We start from the raw sequence: 19,540 nt of genomic DNA, 5'->3' as shown, positions 1-19,540 counted from the left end.
CGGAACGCCGCCCATGACCACCGACGCCTTCACCTTCCGCATCACCCGCATCCCCTTCAACGAGGATTACCAGCCGGCCGACGGCACGCGCATCACCACCAACTTCGCCAACCTGGCCCGCGGCGCCTCGCGGCAGGAAAACCTGCGCAACACGATCGGCATGATCAACAACCGCTTCAACGATCTGGCGCACTGGGACAACCCCAGCGCGGATCGCTACGCGGTCGAGCTGGACATCATCTCGGTGGAGATGCACGTCGATGGCGATGAAGGCAGCGATCCGTTCCCGCTGATCGAAGTGCTGCGCCCGACCATCGTCGACACGCACACCGGCACGCGCATCGACGGCATCGTCGGCAACAATTTCTCGTCCTACGTGCGCGACTACGATTTCAGCGTCGTGCTGCCGGCCAGCAACGAGGGCAAGGCGACGTTCGGCATCCCCGAAGGCTTCGGCGATCTGCACGGCAAGCTGTTCAAGCACTTCCTGGAGTCCGACGCCTACCGCGCCAACTTCAGCAAGGCACCGGTGATCTGCATCAGCGTGTCCAGCAGCAAGACCTACCACCGCACCGAGAACCACCATCCCATCCTGGGCGTGGAGTACCGCCAGGGCGAGTTCTCGCCCACCGACCAGTACTTCGACAAGATGGGCCTGCAGGTGCGCTACTTCATGCCGCCGGGCAGCGTCGCGCCGCTGGCGTTCTATTTCCAGGGCGACCTGCTGGGCGATTACTCGAACCTGGAACTGATCGGCACCATCAGCACCATGGAAGCGTTCCAGAAGATCTACCGCCCGGAGATCTACAACGCCAATTCGGTGGCCGGCAAGGTCTACCAGCCCAGCCTGAAGCACCAGGACTATTCGTCCACCCGCATCGTCTACGACCGCGAAGAGCGCAGCCAGCTGGCGGTCAAGCAGGGCAGGTTCACCGAAGAGCACTTCATCAAGCCCTACCGCGCCGTGCTCGAGCAGTGGGCTGCCCGCTGATCCATCGCATCTCCCTCCCCCAGGACAAAGACCCCATACACGATGAAGAAACTACTGCCCACCTCCACCGCCGGCAGCCTGCCCAAGCCCTCCTGGCTCGCCGAGCCCGAAAAGCTCTGGTCGCCCTGGAAGCTGCAGGATGAAGCACTGACCGAAGGCAAGCACGACGCGCTGCGCCTGTCCCTGCAGGAACAGCAGCACGCCGGCATCGACATCGTCAGCGACGGCGAGCAGACACGGCAGCATTTCGTCACCACCTTCATCGAACACCTCGACGGCGTCGACTTCGACAAGCGCGAGACCGTGCGCATCCGCAACCGCTACGACGCCAGCGTGCCGACCGTGGTCGGTGCGGTCAGCCGTCCGAAATCCGTATTCGTCGAGGATGCAAAGTTCCTGCGGCGGCAGACCGCACAGCCGATCAAGTGGGCGCTGCCCGGCCCGATGACCATGATCGACACGCTGTACGACGCGCACTACAAGAGCCGCGAAAAGCTGGCCTGTGAATTCGCGAAGATCCTCAACGAGGAAGCGAAGGAGCTGGAAGCCGCAGGCGTGGACATCATCCAGTTCGACGAACCCGCCTTCAACGTGTTCTTCGACGAGGTGAACGACTGGGGCGTGGCGACCCTGGAGCGCGCGATCGAAGGGCTGAAGTGCGAAACCGCCGTGCACATCTGCTACGGCTATGGCATCAAGGCCAACACCGACTGGAAGCAGACGCTGGGCTCGGAGTGGCGCCAGTACGAAGAGTCCTTCCCCAAGCTGCAGCAGTCCAGCATCGACCTCATCTCGCTGGAATGCCACAACTCGCACGTGCCCATCGACCTGATCGAGCTGGTGCGCGGCAAGAAGGTGATGGTGGGTGCCATCGACGTGGCGTCCAGCACGGTGGAAACACCGGAAGAAGTGGCCAACACCCTGCGCAAGGCGCTGCAGTTCGTCGATGCCGACAAGCTCTACCCCTGCACCAACTGCGGCATGGCGCCGCTGTCGCGTGAGGTGGCGCGCGGCAAGCTGCGGGCGCTCAGTGCCGGCGCACAGATCGTGCGCGAGGAGCTGGCCGGGCGGTGATGCATCGCTTCCAACCACGGTAGCGCCGGGCCACGCCCGGCGGCTGCATCACCGCTGGGCTACTCGACAACCTGCCACTGCGTGCCATTTCGCTGCAGCCTCGCCACCCACGTGTTCCCACTTCGATCACAGTAGGTCGGCACCACAAGCGCCAGTGCCATCCCCTGTGAGGCCTGCACGGCCGCCCTGCTGATCCTCACCAGCATCGGCCCCCTCGGCCCGTCACAGGCATGGGGCGTGCCCAGCGGCGGCAGGAGTGTGGGGTCGCTCACATAGATGATGCCCGGCAATGCCGGGTCTGCGTTCACTGCTGAGCGCTGCACCAGCCGCTGCAGCAGTTCCCGCAGGGGTGGCGGCAGTGATGCATCCCCGGTATCGACCAGGGACCTCATCGGTAGCGCAGATCGCACCTCGTACGCCGTCCATGGCCCGGCGCCGCTGAGCGGGCGAAGCGTTGCCGTATTCCGGTCAAAGTGGATGACCGGCGCAGGACAGGCCACTGACGGTGCACAGGGCACCACCATGGCAAGCTCCCGGATCAGCAGCGCCCTCACGATGGCCTGCTGGTCGAGGTCATCCGCAGCGACGAATTCGCGCTCCTGGGCACGTCGGGACTGCAGGTCCTGCCAGCTGTCCCGGGCGAACGGATACGCGACCACGCCGGCCAGAAGGATGGCGCCTGCAATGCTCAGGCGGAGTACGGTCGATTTACGGATGCTGGGCATCGGCGACGTCATTCGCAGCGTCCACCGCCCGATCCAGTGCACTCCGCAGCGCCGCTCCCAGTTTGGGGGCCTGCTCACAGGCTGCGACGATCTGCTCGAGCAGGACAGCCAGCTTTCCCTCGCCAGGGCAGGAATACGCACCCCAGACGCGGTGCTGGATCTCATTCACCCATTTCAGGCCGTTGAGCTGCGTTGCCGGGGAGAGGTCTGGGTCCGACCAGAGACTTCGGCCTGCCACGGTCAGCTCAAGCCACAACCGGGTACAGAATCGTTTCGCCTGGGCTTCATTGAAGCGGATGACTCTCTCGCGCACCGGGGTTCCTTCCACTCGAAGATGGGCAGATGGCTGCGTTCACCACGCACCAGGATCGTGCCTGCCGTTCTTCGGATACTGCCATGCCCGCACAGGGCCTGCACCGGGTCTCTTGCTTCCCGTGCGGGCAGGGGATCCTTCCCCTACCCGCTCCGCATTTCTCCCTCAGTAGTCGTAGCTCACGCTCACCCGCAGCGAGCGCGGCGCCTGCCGCACCGTCGCCGCCCCGTACAGCGGGTCGGGCTGCCCTGGGTCCAGCTCGGAGTACGGCGATTTCCACAGCGCCACCTGGCTGTTGAACACGTTGAACACATCCAGGTTGAAGCCCAGCCGGCCATCGGCCGCGGCCGGGCGGTAGGACACGCCCAGGTCCAGCTGCTTCAGCCACGGCAGCCGTCCCTGGCTGCCCGGAGGCGCCGGCTGGCCGTTGTAGAAGTGGTAGGCGATGCCATAGCCGGAAGGATCTTCGAAATCCGGGCCATAGGAACCCAGCGCGCTGAACGGCGCACCCGAAATCACCCGCACGTTGGCCGAGAGCAGCCATTCCGGCGTCAGCTGGTAGTAGCCATGCAGCTTGAACTGGTGGGTGTGGTCATTGCTCTGCGGTCCGTTGGTGTGCTCCATCAGCTGGGCATAATCCCAGGCCTGCGTGGTCGACACCGCGGTCTGGCCGATGCCCGACAGCAGCTGGCCTTCGGTGGTGCCGTAGCTGCGCGACCAGGTGTAGTCGGCGCGGCCATACCAGCGGCCATCGAACGGGTGTTCCAGCGACAGGTTCACCGCGTAGTAGTTGCGCTTGAACTTCGGGAAGCCCATCTCGGCATTGGTCAGCGGCACGCTCACGTAATTGCCGCTGGTGTCGACCAGGTTGAAGGTGTTGGCACGGCCCGGGTTGATCAGCCAGCAGCTGACCGGATTGCTGTCCTTGGTGACGTTGTAGCCAAGGCTGCTGGCCTTGCCGAGTACCGCATCGATATCGCAGTAGTCGTCCACGCCACTGCGCAGCACGCGGTACGTCGCCTTCGCGCCGTACACCCAGTCCTGCCCCAGTGCCTTGGTGAAGCCGAGGATGAACTCATCCTGGAAGGAGGGCTTGATGCCGGAGGTGGCCACCGTCTTCGCGTCCGGCAGCAGACCGTAGTTGTTGTTGGACGACACCGCATCGGAGAACGCGGTGAGGTCGGTCGGGTAGCCGTTGCTGTCGATGCCGCCGTAGGTGTAGTAGGTGGACGTCGCCAGCGTTGCACCGGCTGCGTTGAACGCAGGGTTCAGCGGCAGTGCGAGGTAGTAGCGGCCCACGTTGCCGAACACCTTGAAGCGGCCGTCGCCGCCGACATCCCAGCTGAAGCCCAGCCGCGGCGCCCACTGCCCGCTGGTCTGCTTGATGTACGCATCGCCGTCGCGGTTGTAGTTGGTGAACTGGTCCAGGCGCAGGCCAAGGTTCAGCAGCAGGCGGTCACTCACCTGCCAGTTGTCCTCGATGTACTGTGCCCGCTGCGAAGCACGAACCGAGGCCAGCGCACTGTAGATGTACTGGCGCACGTAGTAGCCGTCTGCACCATTGCGGATGCCACCGGTGGCCGGCACGCCCAGGCCGGTGTTGATCGGCACGTTCGGGTTGGACTGGCCATAGATCCAGTAGTAGCCATCGGCCGAGGCCACCGAGCCACGGTTGAGCGCGCGTGCGTTCTGGTTGTCGATGCCCACCGTGATGCTGTGGTCGCCCAGGACATAGTTCGCATCCAGGCGCAGGTTGTTGCTGCGGTTGCCACGCGCAGGATCGACCAGCAGCGAGGTGGTCTGCGCGTTGGTGATCGGCGTGCCACCATTGAGTGCCGGATTCTGCAGGTTGGCGCTGTTGATGTAGGTCAGGCTGCCATCGTAGGCCGGGTTGCCGATGTAATCATCGGTCTTCATCTCGCCGTACTGCGCACTCACCGTCAGCCGGTCGGTCAGGTAGCCGGTGTACTTGGCCGTCCACAGGTCGCCGCCGGTCTTGGTGGTGTCTTCCTTGCCGCGCTGCGCGCCACGGGTGAGCGTGTCGTAGTCGTAGGCGAAGATGTCGCCACGGAAGACATTGCGGCTGGACGCACCGGTCAGTTCCAGCAGGTGATTGTCGGTGATGTTCCAGTCCAGCTTGGCGTACCAGCGTGGACGGTTGTACTCATACTTCGAGTAGGCATTGGTCGCCTCGACGTTCTTGACGTCGGTGCCTTCGCGGCGTTCCAGCTCGTAGGAGCCGAAGAAGAACAGCTTGTCTTCGATCAGCGGGCCGCCGGCGTAGATGCTCTGGGTGGTCACCCACTCGCGGTCCTTGCTCTCCGGCGAGTACAGCGCGCCGTCGCCCGGGTAGCGCACATCATCCTTGTCCGAGCGCGTGGACGCCGGCTCCCAGGTGAACTGGCCGCCGAAGTGCCAGTCGTTCGTGCCGCGCTTGCCCACGGCATTGATGACACCGCCATCGGAACGGCCGTACTTGGCGCTGTAGCCGCCGGTGTAGATTTCCTGCTGGTCGATGCTGCCATAGGGCAGCGTCAGGCCGCCCAGGCCGCGCAGCGGATCGGTGCTGTTGAAGCCGTTGATGTAGTACGCGTTCTCGGCCGCCGACGAACCGCCGAAGCTGACCAGCTGCGCGCCGGTCGGGCCGGCGTAGCTGCCGTTGCCACCGTTGCCGACCACGCCCGGCGCAAGCTGGGCGATGGCCTCGGCCGAGCGGCCCAGCGGCAGGCGCTGCAGCTGCTCGGCGGTGATCACCGTGCGCGAATCCACGCTGCTGACGTCGATTGCGGCGGCCGCGCGGTCGGCGCTGACCTGCACGCCATCCAGGCGGGTCACCTCGCCGAACGACACTTCAGTGCTGGTGCCCACCGTCAGCGCAACGCCCTCGCGGGTCTGCAGCACCTTGCCGTCGGCATCGCGCGCCTCCACGGAATAGCGGCCCAGCGGCAGCTGGCCGATGGTGTAGCGGCCGCGCGCATCCACCGTCACCTCACGGGTGAGGCCGGTATCGCTGCGGACGAAGATGCGCTGCGCGGAGGGAGGGGCCAGGCCGGCGATCGCGCCGGTGGTGGACTGCGCATGAAGTGCGGGGGACGCGGTGGCAAGCAACACCGCCAACGCCAGCAATCGCGGGCGCAGTGAGGAACGAGCTGTCGTCATCGTGGGGCGTACGGGTAGTGGGGGAAGCGCTGCCTGCGCGCCACGACGGGCGCGCCAGACACTGCACATTCATTAACCCCGCTCGCGCCCCAATGCTGAAATGCCCAGTGGTTATGTACTGTTGGCCGATGGCCATACCGCTGTGGAGATGTGCGCCGTCCAGCGCGCGGACCTCGCCTCAGCCGCTTCGCTTCAGCGCGCTCGCAAGGAAGGGTGCCGTCCTGCTGCCCTCGGCCCGAGCGACCTGGTGCGGCGTGCCTTTCGCCACGATGGTGCCGCCCGCCCCGCCCGCACCCGGGCCGACGTCGATCACCCAGTCCGCCTGCGCGACCGCGCGCATGTCGTGCTCGATCATCACCACCGTGTTTCCCGCATCCACCAGGCGCTGCAGCTGGACCATCAGCCGGTCCGCGTCCGATGCGTGCAGGCCCGTGGTGGGCTCATCCAGCACGTACAGGCTGCGGCCACGCTGGCTGCGCTGCAGTTCGGTGGCCAGCTTGATGCGTTGTGCCTCGCCACCCGAGAGCTCGGTGGCGGGCTGGCCCAGCCGCAGGTAGCCCAGGCCGATGTCCCGCAGCAGGTGCAGCGGGCGCGCAATGGCCTCTTCCTCGCTGAAGAACGCATGCGCCTCGTCCACCGTCATCTGCAGCACCTCGGCGATGTTGCGGTCCTTCCACAGCACCTTCAGCGTGGCCTCGTTGTAGCGCGCCCCATGGCAGGTAGGGCACGGCGCATAGACGCTGGGCATGAACAGCAGTTCGACGCTGACAAAGCCCTCGCCTTCGCAGGTTGCGCAGCGGCCCTTGGCCACGTTGAACGAGAAGCGACCGGCGTCGAACCGGCGTCGGCGCGCGGTGGGCGTCGCGGCGAACAGCTTGCGCACGTGGTCGAACAGCCCGGTGTAGGTCGCCAGGTTGGATCGCGGCGTACGGCCGATGGGCTTCTGGTCCACCTGCACGACGCGTTGCAGGGCATCCACATCACCGGCCAGCCGGCCGCGTGTTGCCTCGATCACCGTGGGGCCATCGGTCGGCGGCGCATCTGCAGTGTCTTCCGCAGGCTCGTGGCCCAGGTGCAGCAGCACCAGCTCAGGCAAGGCCTGCGCCATCAGGCTCGACTTGCCCGAACCGGAGATCCCGGTCACTGCGGTCAGCACGCCCAGCGGCACCTGCGCGTCCACGCCCTTCAGGTTGTGCCGGTGGATGTCCTTCAGCTCCAGCCAGCTCGAGGCACTGCGCTGCCGGCTGGCAGGCGCCGCCACCCGATCGAACAGATACAGCGCCGTCCGGGAATCCTCGACCTGGCGCAGTCCATCCGGCTCACCGCTGTAGAGGACGCGCCCGCCGTGCTCACCCGCCTCCGGCCCCACATCCACCAGCCATTGCGCGCGGCGCATCAGCTCCAGATCGTGTTCGACCACGAACACCGAGTTGCCACCGTCACGCAGCCGCTCCAGCGCGTCGTACAGTGCCTGGCTGTCGGCCGGGTGCAGGCCCGCCGATGGCTCATCGAGCACGTACAGCACACCAAACAGCAGCGAGCTCAACTGCGTGGCCAGCCGCAGGCGCTGCAGTTCGCCGGCCGACAGCGTCGGCGTCGCGCGATCCAGTGACAGGTAGCACAGGCCCAGGCCACGCAGCTGGCGCACGCGCGCCATCACCCCGCCCGCGAGGCGCTGCGCCGCAAGCTGTTTCTCTTCCGACAGCGCTGCCTTCCGGCCCGCGCGGGCACGCGTGCCGTAGCCGCTGAAATCACCTTCGGCAACCGGCTGCAGCAGCTCCGCCAGTTGGTCCAGTGGCAGGCGCATGAACTCGCCGATGTCCACGCCCGCGAAGGTGACCGAGAGTGCCTCGGGTTTCAGCCGCTTGCCCTCGCAGGCCGGGCACAGCCTGCCCTCCATGTAGCGGGACACGCGCTTGCGCATCAGTGCGCTCTGGGTATTGGCAAACGTGTGCAGCACGTAGCGGCGCGCGCCGGTGTAGGTGCCCATGTAGCTGGGCTCCTGCTTGCGCTTGAGCGCGGCACGGGTCTCTGCGGGGGTGAAGCCCGCATAGACCGGCACGCTCGGCGCCTCCTCGGTGAACAGGATCCAGTCGCGGGCTTTCTTCGGCAGCGTCTTCCACGGCACGTCGATGTCGTAGCCCAGCGTGACCAGGATGTCGCGCAGGTTCTGGCCGTGCCAGGCCGGTGGCCAGGAGGCGATGGCGCGCTCACGGATGCTGAGGGAAGGATCGGGCACCATCAGCGCCTCGGTCACCTCATACACATGGCCAAGGCCGTGGCAGGTGCTGCAGGCGCCCTGCGGCGTATTGGGTGAAAAGTCCTCGGCGTACAGCATGGGCTGGTTGGCCGGGTAGGACCCGGCGCGCGAATACATCATGCGTACCAGGCTGGACAGCGTGGTCACGCTGCCCACCGATGAGCGCGCATTGCTGGCACCACGCTGCTGCTGCAGTGCTACCGCCGGCGGCAGCCCGTCGATGGCATCCACGTCGGGCACGCCCGCCTGGTCGATCAGGCGCCGCGCGTAAGGCGCGACGGACTCGAAGTAGCGTCGCTGCGCTTCCGCATACACGGTTCCGAAGGCCAGCGATGACTTGCCGGAGCCGGAGACGCCGGAGAACACCACCAGCGCGTTTCGCGGAATGGAGACATCAATGTTCTTGAGATTGTGCTCGCGCGCACCGCGAACGTCGACGCAGCCACTGGCGGTGGCAGCGCATGACGATTCGCCAAAGGGAGTGTTGGACATCTTCGCGACCTGCGGGCAGTGAGTGGCACGCATCAACGCGTGCCCGATGATGCATTCTCGCCGCTGCGGGGTGAATGTGGGTGAGCGCGCGCCCGGTGCGTGGATCACCGCTTGAAAATGGACAACAGATCCTTGTCTTCATGCGGCGCTTCCCACGTGGAGAGCCAGCAGAAGCCCACCCCGCTGCGCACGGCAGCGAGCTGGAACGCTGCAAGTTCCTGCTTGGTCACCGGGTACGCGATGGGGTCAAAGTGCAGCAGCGCCCACGGCTTGAGAAGTGAGAATCCGGACTTCATCTCCGAAAACGCTGCCTTGAGATGACGTCGGATGGCGGAGAAGTCTCTCGGCGCACCCGCACGACTACCCAGTGCATGGCACTGCCGGCGAATGGTTCTGCCTTCACCCACAACGCGAACCAGGAAGTGGTCCTGGTGTACTTGAACGTAGATCAGCCGACGGCGAAAAATGCCCATGCCCTACCTGGCGTCCATGCCAGGCCGGACCTGCCTGGCGCACTCTGCTGCAACAGGTGCAAGCGAAGCGCCCTTCACCGCGGCGAGCGCTTTGAGCGTCTCCCGCTCATACGCTTCGGCAACGCCCGGTTCCGGCTCGATGAAAGGCGATGTGCAGATGTCATCGATCTTGAAGCCCTGCTGGATCAAAGCCAACACGTTCTCCGGCGCTTTCGGCAGCGCGCGCGCCACCGCGTAGGTGAGGGACAGCGAGGCGCCGGCATCCGAGTATGGCCTGAGCGCAGCCGCAACCTTGAGCCACGAAGGATCACCTGACTCGATGCCGGACATGACCTGGTCGAATTGCCGCGGATGGTCCCAGAGATCCCACAGCACCTTGCGCCCGCCTTCGCTGGCGATGCGCTTGAGCAGCACCGGTGCCGAAGGGCCTCCAGCAGCGGCAGCCACCGGCGCCACCGGCGCCACAAGCGCCAGAGCGAGCAGCATCAGGGACATTCTTCTCATGGCATTCGGCTACCTGGTATCCGGCCCTTGGCGCCGGCGATGCGATTGGCGGGCTTCCCCTTGATGCAGCGTGATCTTAGGGTGGCCCGGCCCGGCTAACAAGCTGGCGCATGACCGGTGCCAGCCGTCCGCAGTTCGCCGCGCATCCAGTCCATGAACGCCGTTACCCCTTCCACCCGCTCCGCAGGCACGTCCTCGCGGGTCACCGCGTAGTAGGCAAACGCCTGCGGCCACGGCGCCTGTACGACCACCTGCAGGCGCCCGTCCGCCAGCTCATCCACCGCGTGGATGTCACGCACCAGGGCAACGCCCTGGCCTGCCACAGCGGCGCGTACCAGCAGCAGGTCATCGTCGAAGGCAGGGCCGCGTTCCAGCTGGTCGTCGGCCGCCAGGCCCAGTGCCTGGAACCACAGCCGCCAGTCACTGCGCTCGCTGTCCTGCAGCAGGGGCAGGCGCAGGCAGTCCTGCGGCGTGGTGGCGGGTGCCACCGTCGCCAGCAACGCAGGGCTGGCCACCGGCAGCAGCACCGGTGCCAGCAGGTGCTCGCTCTGCAGCCCGGGGTAGACGCCCAGCCCATGCCGGATGGCGACGTCCACGCCATCGGCACGCAGATCCATCAGCCGCGGGCTGGCATCCAGCCGTACATCGATGGAAGGATGGGCGGCACTGAAACCGGCCAAGCGCGGCGCCAGCCACTGCGCGGCAAAACTGGGCGCCGCGCTGATGCGCAGCGTCGTGCGTGCGCGGCTGCTTTCCAGCACCTGCAGGCTGCTGCTGATCTGGTCGAAGGCCTGCAGCAGCTGTGGATGCACGCGCGCGCCTGCGGCGCTCAACACCACGCCATGGCGCGTGCGATCGAACAAGGAGACCCCCAGTCGATCCTGCAGTTGCTTGAGCTGCAGGCTCACCGCCCCCGGGGTTACGCCCATGGCTTTGGCGGCCGCGGTCAAGCTGCCATGCCTGCCGGTTTCCACGAAGGCCCGCAAGGCCAGCAAGGGCAGGACTGCGCCCACGAACGTTCTCCTCGATCTGGCCATGCATGGGCCACGCGCCGGCAGCATAGCGAGCGCAGCGCGTGTTGTCGTGGCATGCCCGCAGTGTTCAGCGCAGCTCACTTCCACGCGCAGTACAACTCGTTTCCACTGCCTGCGCATGCTTCCTAGACTGTTGGTCCGGTTGCTGCAGCACCGTCCCCACGCGTCACCTGACCAACGGTGGCGCACCTGCATCGTGCCTGCGCCCATCACCGGAAACCCACGTGTCCGCACCTTCCCTGCATCTGTACACCGACAGCTCGCCGAACGGCTTCAAGGCCAGCATCGCGCTTGAAGAACTTGGCCTGCCCTACCAGGTGAGCCATGTCCGCATCGACCAGGGCGAGCATCGCAGCCCCGGGTTCCTTGCCCTCAACCCGCACGGCCGCATCCCGGTCCTGGTGGACCACGCACGCGGCCAGGTGGTGTTCGAGTCGGCAGCCATCCTGCTGTACCTGGCCGAGCACGGGCAGGGACTGCTGCCGCGTGCGCCCACCGCACGCTGGGATGCCATCACCTGGCTGATGTTCCATGCCGCCAGCGTCGGGCCCATCCTGGGCCAGCGCGTGCACTTCGAGCACTTCGCCGAAGAGCGCTACCTGCCCGCCGTGCAGCGCTACCAGCGACTTTGCGAGGATGCGTTCAGCGTGCTGGACGCTCGCCTTGCCGACCACGCCTATCTTGCCGGCGCGGAGTACTCGATCGCCGATATCGCCCACTTCGCCTGGCTGCACATCGCCGAGCTCATCGACATCGACTTCCGTCGCCATCGCAACCTGTGGCGCTGGTACCAGCAGGTAGGCGAGCGGCCGGCCGTGCAACGCGGCGTGCGCATTCCCGAACCTGCAACCGGCCCCTGAAGGACACGCCATGACATCGACGATCTCTACCACGGGCGCATCTGCGCCTGCGTTCACCAACCACGCTGGCTACCAGCGCATGTTCCGCGCGGGTGAACTGACCCTGGGCATGTTCCTGCCGCTGCGCTTCTACGAAGGCGACATGCGCGCCCTGGAAGGGCAAGGCCGCCTGGTCGAGGCCATCGACCGCCACGGCTTCGCTGCCGTGTGGGTGCGCGATGTGCCCCTGTTCGATCCGATGTTCGGCGATGCCGGCCAGGTCTTCGATCCCTTCACCTATCTGGCGTGGCTCGCCGCGCGTACTCAGCGGGTGGCACTGGCCACCGGCAGCGTCGTGCTGCCGCTACGCAACCCCGTTGACCTGGCCAAAGCGGCGGCATCGCTGGACGTGCTGTCGGGCGGGCGGCTGGTGCTGGGCACGGCGTCAGGCGACCGCGCGGTGGAGTTCCCCGCGTACGGCATCGAGCACGCCACCCGTGGTGAGCGCTTTGCCGAGGCGTTGCCGGCGATGCGCCGATGGTGGCAACCCGCCGACGGCAGCCGCGCCGGCCATGCGTGGACGGACCAGGGCCTGCAGCTGCTGCCCCCGCCCACCGCGCGCATTCCCCTGATCGTAACCGGCGGCGCCCGCCAGCCATTGCCATGGATTGCCGAGCACGCCGATGGATGGCTGACTTACCCGGATAGCACGCATGACGCGCACGGGCCCGCACGGCTGGCGGCGAAGATCCGGGCGTGGCGATCGCTGATTCCCGACGGCGGCTTCCGGCCGCACATCACCAACGAATGGTTGGATCTGGTGGACGACGCCGACCACCCGCGTGTTCCCCTTCAGGGCGGCCACACGTTGCGTACCGGCCGGAAGGGCTTGATTGCCCTGCTGGACGCCTGGCGTGCGGCAGGCGTGAATCACGCCGCGCTCGGCATCCAGTACTCACGCCGGCCTGCCGCCGAGGTCATCCAGGAGATTGCCGAAGAGGTGCTGCCCCTGTTTCCGGCGTTTGCCGGAATGCCGGGTCAGTCGCCGGACTGGTAGAACGCGGCTCGGGACCGTCCTGATCCTGGGGGTGTCATGGCGTCAGCTGTCATGTTGAACGTCCACCGCCGCCCCATCCTGGAAGTAGACAGTGAACAACGCATAGCGACCGCTGAGTGTCTCGAACTGGAGCATCCATGGACGGGTTGGGTTGCCATCCAACGGGACCTCGATGCCAGACAACTGGAACTTTTCGCGCAGGGACGTCGTCAGCGGCCCATGGATTTCCTCGTACGCAGGTGCAAGGACGCTGGCAGCCTTCTGAAACGCCGCCTCCACGTCGCGTGTCGTGTCCTGCAGGAACCCGATCTGGGCCTCCGAGGGCAGCTGCGAACCGGAGGTTCTGAAGTACACGGCGACTGTCCGGTCTCCAACGGGAACGGACTCCGCCTCCCATGTCTCCTCGCCACGAATCCTGGTGAGTTCCATGGGGCCAAAGAGTGGATGTTCCGCTGTTGCGACAACGGGACCTTCCCAGATTCGCTTCAGCCAATCGAGCATGACATCCGACTCCCTGTCAGACGGACCCACGGGCCCCGGTTGCACGGATTATCCACGAACCACAGTGCGGGGGCTTTGCCCATGGCGACCTGTTTCGCTATAACCGGAGTTTTCCAAGGTCATGTCCCATGACGCTGAAGGATCTTCTCGCCTCTGCTGTCTATCGCGACTACGTGCTCGCACTGGACGCGCATCTCGAGCACCAGCGCTTCGACCACGACGCTGCCGTGGAGCCGTTGATCGTAGCCCTGCATGAAGGCTGGCTGGAGCACGCCGGTACCACGCCCATCGCATTGCGTGAGCTGATCACAACCGAACGCCTCCAGACGTTCAACTACATCGCGCAGAAGCTCGTTGCCTTCTCTGAAGCAGATGGCGGTGCGGACAATATCGTCAATGAAGCGGCCAACCTGCATATGCCCATCGGCCACCTGGTCGAATACCTGGTCCTGCGTGACGAATCGTCTGACATCACCGCCTACCTGAGGAAGATTCGAATGCCCAGTGCACGTGCTTACGCGGCGCGCGTTTCGAAAATGTTCCGCGCGGCCAGCATTGACCTGCCCGGGCCTGGTTGAAGCCGGGCAGTTCGCTCGCGCCTGCAGTGCGCCGTTCCCGCGACGAACGGACAGTTGGCCGCGCTGTGATCGCGGCAGCCCTATGGCGAGCGGGCGACTTCCCACATCCCATACGCCGTCAGCCCGAGGGACTCTGCAAGGCCATTCGAAGCCACGTTGTCGAACTGGCAGCGGTACTGCGCTTCATGTCCGCGCTCGCTGGCGTAATCAATCATCGCGCGCACCAGCGACCGTGCCAGGCCCTTGCCGCGCGCGCTCGGCATGGTCAGCACGCCCATATCGGCGATTGCCACGCCGCCCCAGGGGTAGAGGCTGGAGACCGCCAGCAACTCCGATTCGACGAACGCGCCAAAGGTCGCCCAGTGCCCCAGTTCCACGGACGCATCGTCCTGGTCGTCTGCCGGCACCTGTGCCATGAAGCCATCAAACAGCGCTGCATCGTCAGGCCTCAGCACGCGCACCTCGGGCGACGTGTCGGCTTGCGTCGTGGATGCGCCCGCAGTTTCCGCGTAGTAGATGACATCGGGCGCGTGCATCTCGACGCCGGCAGCACCGAGGGCCTCGCGCAGACCTTGCAATGAGACCGGCAGACTGTCCGGCGCGATTCCCAGGGCCGAAGCAATGGAGGGAGACAGTGCCGCACGCGTGCTGCCATGCGGATTCACCATCACCATTGCGCGGCGCTCGACGGTGAGATGCGGGTTGATCACCAGACTGAAGTCGCCTGCAGTCGGCACACGGATGCCGGCATCGAACAGCCCATCCCAATGGGAGACAACGGCAGGGCTCCACTGGCACATCGTTGCGCTCCTTCTTTGCGGTCGTCCGAAACGCTGGAATCAAGCTGCGCCGCAAAGCGACATCGGCTTGAATGAGATGCCGACAGTTGGGCGCAGCATTCGCCGAGTATGCCGGACTCCAGACGGAGCGGTGCGCTGCACAGCGGGCAGACCTCACAGTGGAAGCCGGTCTTGCCGTGGCCGCGAGCCTGACATGCTAGATTCAACAACACAGCCAAAGCATTTGCGACGAAGCTCACAAATCCCTGGTCGCCTGCGGCGGGAAAATGGAATTTCGCAAGGAGAGACTGCGCCATGAGGCACCCTGTTCGCCGCACCATGATGCGCACTGCGTGCGCTGCGATGTTGCCGCTCGTACTGGCCGCGTGCGGTACCCGCGATGACGCGGCATCCATCACCGCTGATCTGCGCGCCCAGATGGACGGCTCGAAGGTATGCGCGGTGCTGGTGGCACCCGAGTGGCCGATCGAGCAAAGCGCGGAACATCTCGCCAGCCCCGGCATTGAGGCCCTGATCGCCGCCGACCTCATTCGACGCGAACCGGTGGTGAACCGTGCCAACGTGACGCCGCAAGCGCGCATTTCCATTACCGAAACGGGCAAGCCCTATCTGCAGCTGGAAGCGATCGGTCCTGGCAGCCCGCCGTCGCCCTACCTCTGTTTTGGCCGGAAGCAGATCACCAGCATCAGCCGCGGCGAAGACGGCGTGGTGCGCTACCGCTATCGCATCGTGGATCCTCCCGCGTGGGCCCTGCGCAGTGACATGCGCGCGGTGTTTCCCTTCCTTGCCCGGCTGATCGACCACGAACAGCACGCCGAGCTTGGCGCGGTCAAGGAAGATGGCCGATGGCAGGTGCCCGGCGGCCCCATGCAGACCAATCTTGCCGAGCTGGGCAACATCGGCTTCCTTCCCTGCCCTTACCCCAACGCTTCGCCCGATGAAGACCCCTGCCGCTGAATGTCGAAAGGAGATCTGACATGAAACCTGCCCTCCTCAGCGCACTGTTCGCGCTGGCCTTTACCTCTACGGTCGCCAGCCAGGAAATGCCGGATGCGGGCTGGGCGAAGGACCCCGCGAGCGGATGCAGCTTCAAGGCGCCCCGCTCCCTGCCCTCGGGGCCGACCTATTGGATCGGCGACTGTACCGGCGGCAAAGCGACCGGCCTGGGCGTATTGCGCCGTCGCGATGGAACGGTCGCGGGCGAGGCGTTCTACGGCGAACTGAAAAACGGGGTGCCGGTCATCGGCGTGATCGATACCCGCCGGGACGATCAGGGCGGCTTTGTGCTGGGCCGCTGGAAAGACGGCGATCTGGTATCCAACGATGACAACCCCTGGCAGGATCGCGCCGATGCCTTCACCACCGCTGCCAGCACCGCTCGCGCAGCGAGTGCGGTGTTCAGATCGCAGAAGAACGAAGTATCAGCCCGCTTCTACGCGCAGCAGGCTGAAATGCTTGCTGAGCAGCTTGACGGTTGAGCGACATATACGTGGAAAACGCGACGATGGAATGGACATTCGATCAGGCCCCGAACGTAGCGTGCATCACCTGCCAGGCCGTGCTGGACGGCAGTCCCGTCCTGGTCGTGACGCACTATGCCGATGATCACTCCTGGGCGTTCCTCGATGGCACCGAAGCCGATCCATCCCAGGCGCGCGTCGTTTCCATGCAAAGGGTCGTGCACCAGCATCCTGAACTTTCCGGGATCTCGGACCTGCTGCCGGGCATGACCGCCATGCGGCCTGCGCCCGGCATGGCGTGGCGCACGGAACCGCACGACTGAACCACCCGCGATGCGCCGGGCGTGACCCGGCGCCACCGCTGCGTCACTCGCAGAGCGCGCTGTCTTCCGTCAACGCAGCATCGTCCAGCGGCCGCCGCTGCTCGATCAGCTCACGCTGTGCGGCAGTGGGCTCGCCCAGCCACCACACGCGGCAGCGCGCGGTCAGGCGGCCGACCATCTTCGACTGCCCGGGCGAATACAGCATCGCCAGCGCGGTCCCTGGGCAATCGTGGGCCTGGCAGGCGGTGTAGAACCACCACGGCTCACCCTGCAGCGTCTCCAGCTCACCGGGGCCGCTGGGGCCGCTCAGCAGGCGTTCGCGCAGCGAGGGAATCTCCTTGTTGCTGGCCTCGGCGGCGGCAGTGTTCTGCATCAGCGCGTTGAATGCGGCCAGCACCTTCGGGTCCTTGCGCCCGCAGTCATCCACGGTGTTGCCGCCCACCAGGGTGAAGAACTGGGTGGCCAGCGGATTGTCCTTGCAGGTGAGTTCCGCGCCGGGGCTTTCCTGTTCCGGCTCACCCTCGTTGTCCCACACCGACGGGTCGACGCCGTCTTCAACGGAGGGTTCGGGTTCGACCGCCGTGGCGGTGGCGGCGGCTGCATCGGTTGCGGCTTCAGCGGCGGGCGTGGGCTCGCCACCGGCCTGCGGTGCCGGCGCCTGCGAACACGCGGCGAGCAGCGCGATCATCCATGAGAGGCTAATGTTGCGGGATTGCATTCCCTGTCCTTGGGTGTGTGGGCTGCGACGGAGGGATTCTACGCGGTGCCGGCATTCCGCCGGGTTGAACCCGTAAAAAAACCCCGGCGCGTGGCCGGGGCTTTTCGATTCACTTGAACAGCGTGTCCGGGTATTCCGGCTTCTGTTCCCGCGCCAGCAGGGCGCGCAGGCCTTCTGCAGGCGTCTGTTCGCCGTGCAGCACGGCACGCACGCGGTCGGAGATCGGCAGGTCGATGCCATGGCGGCGCGCCTGTCGCATCACTTCGTCGGCGGTCTGTACCGATTCCACCACCTGGCCGATTTCGCGCACGGCATCCTGCAGCGTCTGCCCGCGGCCCAGGGCCAGGCCCAGGCGACGGTTACGCGACAGGTCGCCGGTGCAGGTCAGCACCAGGTCGCCCAGGCCAGCCAGGCCCATCAGGGTTTCCGGCTTGGCACCGATCGCCGCGGCAAGCCGCAGCATCTCGTTCAGGCCACGGGTGATGAGGCCGGCGCGGGCATTCAGGCCCAGCTGCATGCCATCGGCCACGCCGGTGGCCACGGCCAGCACGTTCTTCATCGCGCCGCCCAGCTCGGCACCGACCATGTCATCGCCCGTGTAGGCGCGGAACGCCGGGCCATGCATGGCTTCGGCCACGGTCTGCGCGAACTCCGGCACGTCGCCGTGCACGGTGATGGCGGTGGGCAGGCCCAGGGTCACTTCCTTGGCGAACGAGGGCCCGGTGACCACGGCCAGCGGCACGTCGTCACCCAGGATCTCGCGCGCCACTTCATGCAGGAAGCGGCCCGAACCGGGTTCAAAGCCCTTGGTGGCCCAGGCCACGCCGGCACCGGCCGGACGCAGCGGTGCCAGCGCACGCACGGTTTCGTTGAACGCGTGCGACGGCGTCACCACCAGCACCCAGGCGGCATCCTGCAGGGCGGCCGCCATGTCGGTGGTCGCACGCAGGCTGTCCGGCAACGGGATGCCCGGCAGGTAACGCGGGTTCTCGTGGCGCTGGTCGATGGCTTCGACCACGGCGGCATCGCGCCCCCACAGCACGGTCGGATGACCGTGCCGGGCAAGCAGGGTGGCCAGCGCGGTTCCCCAGGAACCAGCGCCCAGCACGGCGATCTTGTCAGCGGTAGTGCTCATCCGTGACGTCGCGGCGGTGATCAGGCGTTGCCGACCGGCTCGGAGTCAGCCAGCGACGGTGCGTCGCCCTGCTCCTGGCGCTGGCGCAGGGTTTCTGCGTACAGGCCTTCGAAGTTGATCGGCTGCAGGAAGAACGGCGGGAAGCCGCCGGCCTGGATCAGGTCGCTGACCAGCTGGCGCACGTACGGGAACAGGATGTTCGGGCACTGGGTGCCGAGCAGCACGTCGATCGACTGCGGGTCCAGGCCGACCAGGCCGAACACGCCGGCCTGCTTCACTTCGGCCACGTAGGCGGTGCGCTCACCGGCCTGGCAGGTCAGGGTGACGGCCAGCACGACTTCGAAGGCGTTCTCGCCCAGGCGCTGCACCTGCTGGTTCAGGTTGAGCTGCAGTTCCGGCTGGACCTGGTCATTGAAGATGGTCGGAGCATTCGGCGATTCGAAGGAAACGTCCTTGACGTAGATCTTCTCGACGGTGAACGCGGGGCCGGTGGCGGCATCGACCGGCGCAACGGCGCCGTTGGTGGTCTCTTCGGACATTTCCAGTAACTCCAATGAATGCGATTAAAACGATGGTCGAACTACAGCGATGGGGGCGGCGGCGGGCCCATACAAGGCCAGTTCCGCCATCCCCTGCAATCAGTTGCGGCCCTTGACCAGCGGCAATTCGGCCTGCTGCCAGGCGGGAATGCCGCCTTCCAGCACGAAGACCTTTTCAAAGCCGGCCTTCTTCAGCGCCTTGGCGGCGGTTTCCGAAGCGTTGCCGCTGCGGCACACCAGGACCACCGGGCTCTGCTTGGCGTTGGCCACCAGCTTGTGCTCGGCGCCGAAGGCGCTGGCCTGGGCGTTGCGGCTGCCGGCGATGTGGCCCTTTTCGAAGTCACCGCTGGGCGACAGATCAACCACGACCGCGCCACCGGCATTCATCAGGTGGGTCAGCTCGGCCGGCTTGATGCCCTTGTAGCCCCGGAACAGGCGGCGGATTTCGGTGACGATGAGGGCCACGGTCAGGCCGACCAGGGCCGCGGACAGCATCGGGTTTCGGCCAGCGAAGGCCAGCAACTCTTCGTAATTCACTCAGGTCACGGGTCGATTAAGCGGGCGC

The 19,540-nt window shown here is 66.1% G+C and carries 21 protein-coding genes; 8 read left to right on the top strand and 13 right to left on the bottom strand.

Annotated elements, in window-relative coordinates; genetic code table 11:
- Positions 1 to 13 precede the first annotated feature (13 nt).
- Positions 14 to 991 carry a DUF1852 domain-containing protein gene (locus C1927_RS00845; protein WP_079224735.1) on the top strand — a complete coding sequence of 326 codons (978 nt, stop codon included), beginning with the start codon at positions 14 to 16 and terminating at the stop codon, positions 989 to 991.
- 42 nt (positions 992 to 1,033) lie between these two features.
- A complete protein-coding gene (locus C1927_RS00840; protein ID WP_108745681.1) occupies positions 1,034 to 2,065 on the top strand; it encodes a methionine synthase in 1,032 nt (343 codons plus the stop codon).
- Positions 2,066 to 2,124: 59 nt separating this feature from the next.
- Here C1927_RS00840 and C1927_RS00835 read toward each other — a convergent pair whose 3' ends face one another.
- The 7 genes from C1927_RS00835 to C1927_RS00805 all read right to left on the bottom strand — a co-directional run bounded on the left by C1927_RS00835 (position 2,125) and on the right by C1927_RS00805 (position 11,004).
- Entirely contained in the window at positions 2,125 to 2,802 is a 678-nt protein-coding gene (locus C1927_RS00835; protein ID WP_216821166.1) for a hypothetical protein, read from the bottom strand.
- The gene (locus C1927_RS00830) at positions 2,774 to 3,103 is read right to left on the bottom strand and encodes a hypothetical protein (RefSeq protein WP_108745679.1); all 330 of its coding nucleotides are present in this window, start codon (positions 3,101 to 3,103) and stop codon (positions 2,774 to 2,776) included. The genes C1927_RS00835 and C1927_RS00830 overlap by 29 nt, the downstream gene beginning before the upstream one ends.
- A 165-nt stretch (positions 3,104 to 3,268) precedes the next feature.
- The gene (locus C1927_RS00825) at positions 3,269 to 6,262 is read right to left on the bottom strand and encodes a TonB-dependent receptor (protein ID WP_108745678.1); all 2,994 of its coding nucleotides are present in this window, start codon (positions 6,260 to 6,262) and stop codon (positions 3,269 to 3,271) included.
- A gap of 178 nt (positions 6,263 to 6,440) precedes the next feature.
- Complete coding sequence (locus tag C1927_RS00820) at positions 6,441 to 9,014, bottom strand: excinuclease ABC subunit UvrA (RefSeq protein ID WP_108745677.1); 2,574 nt, start codon at positions 9,012 to 9,014, stop codon at positions 6,441 to 6,443.
- Between the two features lie 104 nt (positions 9,015 to 9,118).
- Positions 9,119 to 9,487, bottom strand: a complete 369-nt coding sequence (locus tag C1927_RS00815) for a hypothetical protein (protein WP_108745676.1) — start codon at positions 9,485 to 9,487, stop codon at positions 9,119 to 9,121.
- A gap of 3 nt (positions 9,488 to 9,490) precedes the next feature.
- Positions 9,491 to 9,982 carry a hypothetical protein gene (locus C1927_RS00810; protein WP_254051521.1) on the bottom strand — a complete coding sequence of 164 codons (492 nt, stop codon included), beginning with the start codon at positions 9,980 to 9,982 and terminating at the stop codon, positions 9,491 to 9,493.
- Positions 9,983 to 10,086: 104 nt separating this feature from the next.
- Positions 10,087 to 11,004 carry a LysR substrate-binding domain-containing protein gene (locus tag C1927_RS00805; protein ID WP_108745674.1) on the bottom strand — a complete coding sequence of 306 codons (918 nt, stop codon included), beginning with the start codon at positions 11,002 to 11,004 and terminating at the stop codon, positions 10,087 to 10,089.
- Between the two features lie 245 nt (positions 11,005 to 11,249).
- Here C1927_RS00805 and C1927_RS00800 point away from each other — a divergent pair, with 245 nt between their 5' ends.
- Both C1927_RS00800 and C1927_RS00795 read left to right on the top strand, forming a co-directional pair.
- Positions 11,250 to 11,885, top strand: a complete 636-nt coding sequence (locus C1927_RS00800) for a glutathione S-transferase family protein (protein WP_079224718.1) — start codon at positions 11,250 to 11,252, stop codon at positions 11,883 to 11,885.
- Between the two features lie 10 nt (positions 11,886 to 11,895).
- Positions 11,896 to 12,921: an LLM class oxidoreductase gene (locus C1927_RS00795; RefSeq protein WP_079224716.1), complete on the top strand. Its 1,026-nt coding sequence runs from the start codon at positions 11,896 to 11,898 to the stop codon at positions 12,919 to 12,921.
- Between the two features lie 42 nt (positions 12,922 to 12,963).
- Here C1927_RS00795 and C1927_RS00790 read toward each other — a convergent pair whose 3' ends face one another.
- Complete coding sequence (locus C1927_RS00790; protein ID WP_152027156.1) at positions 12,964 to 13,422, bottom strand: hypothetical protein; 459 nt, start codon at positions 13,420 to 13,422, stop codon at positions 12,964 to 12,966.
- A gap of 128 nt (positions 13,423 to 13,550) precedes the next feature.
- Here C1927_RS00790 and C1927_RS21570 point away from each other — a divergent pair, with 128 nt between their 5' ends.
- Positions 13,551 to 14,000: a hypothetical protein gene (locus C1927_RS21570; protein WP_216821165.1), complete on the top strand. Its 450-nt coding sequence runs from the start codon at positions 13,551 to 13,553 to the stop codon at positions 13,998 to 14,000.
- A gap of 80 nt (positions 14,001 to 14,080) precedes the next feature.
- Here the strand turns inward: C1927_RS21570 and C1927_RS00780 are convergent, their stop codons facing one another.
- On the bottom strand, positions 14,081 to 14,800 hold the full coding sequence (locus C1927_RS00780) for a GNAT family N-acetyltransferase (RefSeq protein ID WP_108745673.1): 720 nt from the start codon (positions 14,798 to 14,800) through the stop codon (positions 14,081 to 14,083).
- Positions 14,801 to 15,094: 294 nt separating this feature from the next.
- Between C1927_RS00780 and C1927_RS00775 the strand changes: the two genes are divergently transcribed.
- The 3 genes from C1927_RS00775 to C1927_RS00765 are packed head-to-tail and all read left to right on the top strand — an operon-like array spanning position 15,095 to position 16,583.
- The gene (locus tag C1927_RS00775) at positions 15,095 to 15,757 is read left to right on the top strand and encodes a hypothetical protein (RefSeq protein ID WP_159095263.1); all 663 of its coding nucleotides are present in this window, start codon (positions 15,095 to 15,097) and stop codon (positions 15,755 to 15,757) included.
- 20 nt (positions 15,758 to 15,777) lie between these two features.
- On the top strand, positions 15,778 to 16,278 hold the full coding sequence (locus C1927_RS00770) for a hypothetical protein (RefSeq protein WP_108745671.1): 501 nt from the start codon (positions 15,778 to 15,780) through the stop codon (positions 16,276 to 16,278).
- Between the two features lie 26 nt (positions 16,279 to 16,304).
- Positions 16,305 to 16,583 carry a hypothetical protein gene (locus tag C1927_RS00765; RefSeq protein ID WP_108745670.1) on the top strand — a complete coding sequence of 93 codons (279 nt, stop codon included), beginning with the start codon at positions 16,305 to 16,307 and terminating at the stop codon, positions 16,581 to 16,583.
- Positions 16,584 to 16,626: 43 nt separating this feature from the next.
- Here C1927_RS00765 and C1927_RS00760 read toward each other — a convergent pair whose 3' ends face one another.
- The 4 genes from C1927_RS00760 to C1927_RS00745 form a co-directional block, all read right to left on the bottom strand.
- A complete protein-coding gene (locus C1927_RS00760; protein ID WP_108745669.1) occupies positions 16,627 to 17,301 on the bottom strand; it encodes an Ivy family c-type lysozyme inhibitor in 675 nt (224 codons plus the stop codon).
- A gap of 109 nt (positions 17,302 to 17,410) precedes the next feature.
- On the bottom strand, positions 17,411 to 18,436 hold the full coding sequence (locus tag C1927_RS00755; RefSeq protein ID WP_079224703.1) for an NAD(P)H-dependent glycerol-3-phosphate dehydrogenase: 1,026 nt from the start codon (positions 18,434 to 18,436) through the stop codon (positions 17,411 to 17,413).
- Between the two features lie 20 nt (positions 18,437 to 18,456).
- Positions 18,457 to 18,975, bottom strand: a complete 519-nt coding sequence (secB, locus tag C1927_RS00750) for a protein-export chaperone SecB (protein WP_079224701.1) — start codon at positions 18,973 to 18,975, stop codon at positions 18,457 to 18,459.
- A 99-nt stretch (positions 18,976 to 19,074) separates the two neighbouring features.
- Positions 19,075 to 19,512, bottom strand: coding sequence for a rhodanese-like domain-containing protein (locus C1927_RS00745; RefSeq protein WP_079224699.1), 438 nt, complete (start codon positions 19,510 to 19,512; stop codon positions 19,075 to 19,077).
- Positions 19,513 to 19,540 lie beyond the last annotated feature (28 nt).

Origin of the sequence: Stenotrophomonas sp. ZAC14D1_NAIMI4_1 (genome assembly GCF_003086775.1) — a bacterium.
Classification (GTDB): Bacteria; Pseudomonadota; Gammaproteobacteria; order Xanthomonadales; family Xanthomonadaceae; genus Stenotrophomonas.
The sequence above is the reverse complement of the archived record's forward strand: the minus strand, read 5'-3'. Positions and strand labels throughout refer to the sequence as shown.

Coding starts and splice junctions, on each gene's coding strand:
- C1927_RS00845 (WP_079224735.1), top strand. CDS start 14: ATGACCACCGACGCCTTCACCTTCCGCATCACCCGCATCCCCTTCAAC.
- C1927_RS00840 (WP_108745681.1), top strand. CDS start 1,034: ATGAAGAAACTACTGCCCACCTCCACCGCCGGCAGCCTGCCCAAGCCC.
- C1927_RS00835 (WP_216821166.1), bottom strand. CDS start 2,802: ATGACGTCGCCGATGCCCAGCATCCGTAAATCGACCGTACTCCGCCTG.
- C1927_RS00825 (WP_108745678.1), bottom strand. CDS start 6,262: ATGACGACAGCTCGTTCCTCACTGCGCCCGCGATTGCTGGCGTTGGCG.
- C1927_RS00820 (WP_108745677.1), bottom strand. CDS start 9,014: ATGTCCAACACTCCCTTTGGCGAATCGTCATGCGCTGCCACCGCCAGT.
- C1927_RS00815 (WP_108745676.1), bottom strand. CDS start 9,487: ATGGGCATTTTTCGCCGTCGGCTGATCTACGTTCAAGTACACCAGGAC.
- C1927_RS00810 (WP_254051521.1), bottom strand. CDS start 9,982: ATGTCCCTGATGCTGCTCGCTCTGGCGCTTGTGGCGCCGGTGGCGCCG.
- C1927_RS00795 (WP_079224716.1), top strand. CDS start 11,896: ATGACATCGACGATCTCTACCACGGGCGCATCTGCGCCTGCGTTCACC.
- C1927_RS00790 (WP_152027156.1), bottom strand. CDS start 13,422: ATGCTCGATTGGCTGAAGCGAATCTGGGAAGGTCCCGTTGTCGCAACA.
- C1927_RS21570 (WP_216821165.1), top strand. CDS start 13,551: ATGACGCTGAAGGATCTTCTCGCCTCTGCTGTCTATCGCGACTACGTG.
- C1927_RS00780 (WP_108745673.1), bottom strand. CDS start 14,800: ATGTGCCAGTGGAGCCCTGCCGTTGTCTCCCATTGGGATGGGCTGTTC.
- C1927_RS00775 (WP_159095263.1), top strand. CDS start 15,095: ATGAGGCACCCTGTTCGCCGCACCATGATGCGCACTGCGTGCGCTGCG.
- C1927_RS00770 (WP_108745671.1), top strand. CDS start 15,778: ATGAAACCTGCCCTCCTCAGCGCACTGTTCGCGCTGGCCTTTACCTCT.
- C1927_RS00765 (WP_108745670.1), top strand. CDS start 16,305: ATGGAATGGACATTCGATCAGGCCCCGAACGTAGCGTGCATCACCTGC.
- C1927_RS00760 (WP_108745669.1), bottom strand. CDS start 17,301: ATGCAATCCCGCAACATTAGCCTCTCATGGATGATCGCGCTGCTCGCC.
- C1927_RS00755 (WP_079224703.1), bottom strand. CDS start 18,436: ATGAGCACTACCGCTGACAAGATCGCCGTGCTGGGCGCTGGTTCCTGG.
- secB (WP_079224701.1), bottom strand. CDS start 18,975: ATGTCCGAAGAGACCACCAACGGCGCCGTTGCGCCGGTCGATGCCGCC.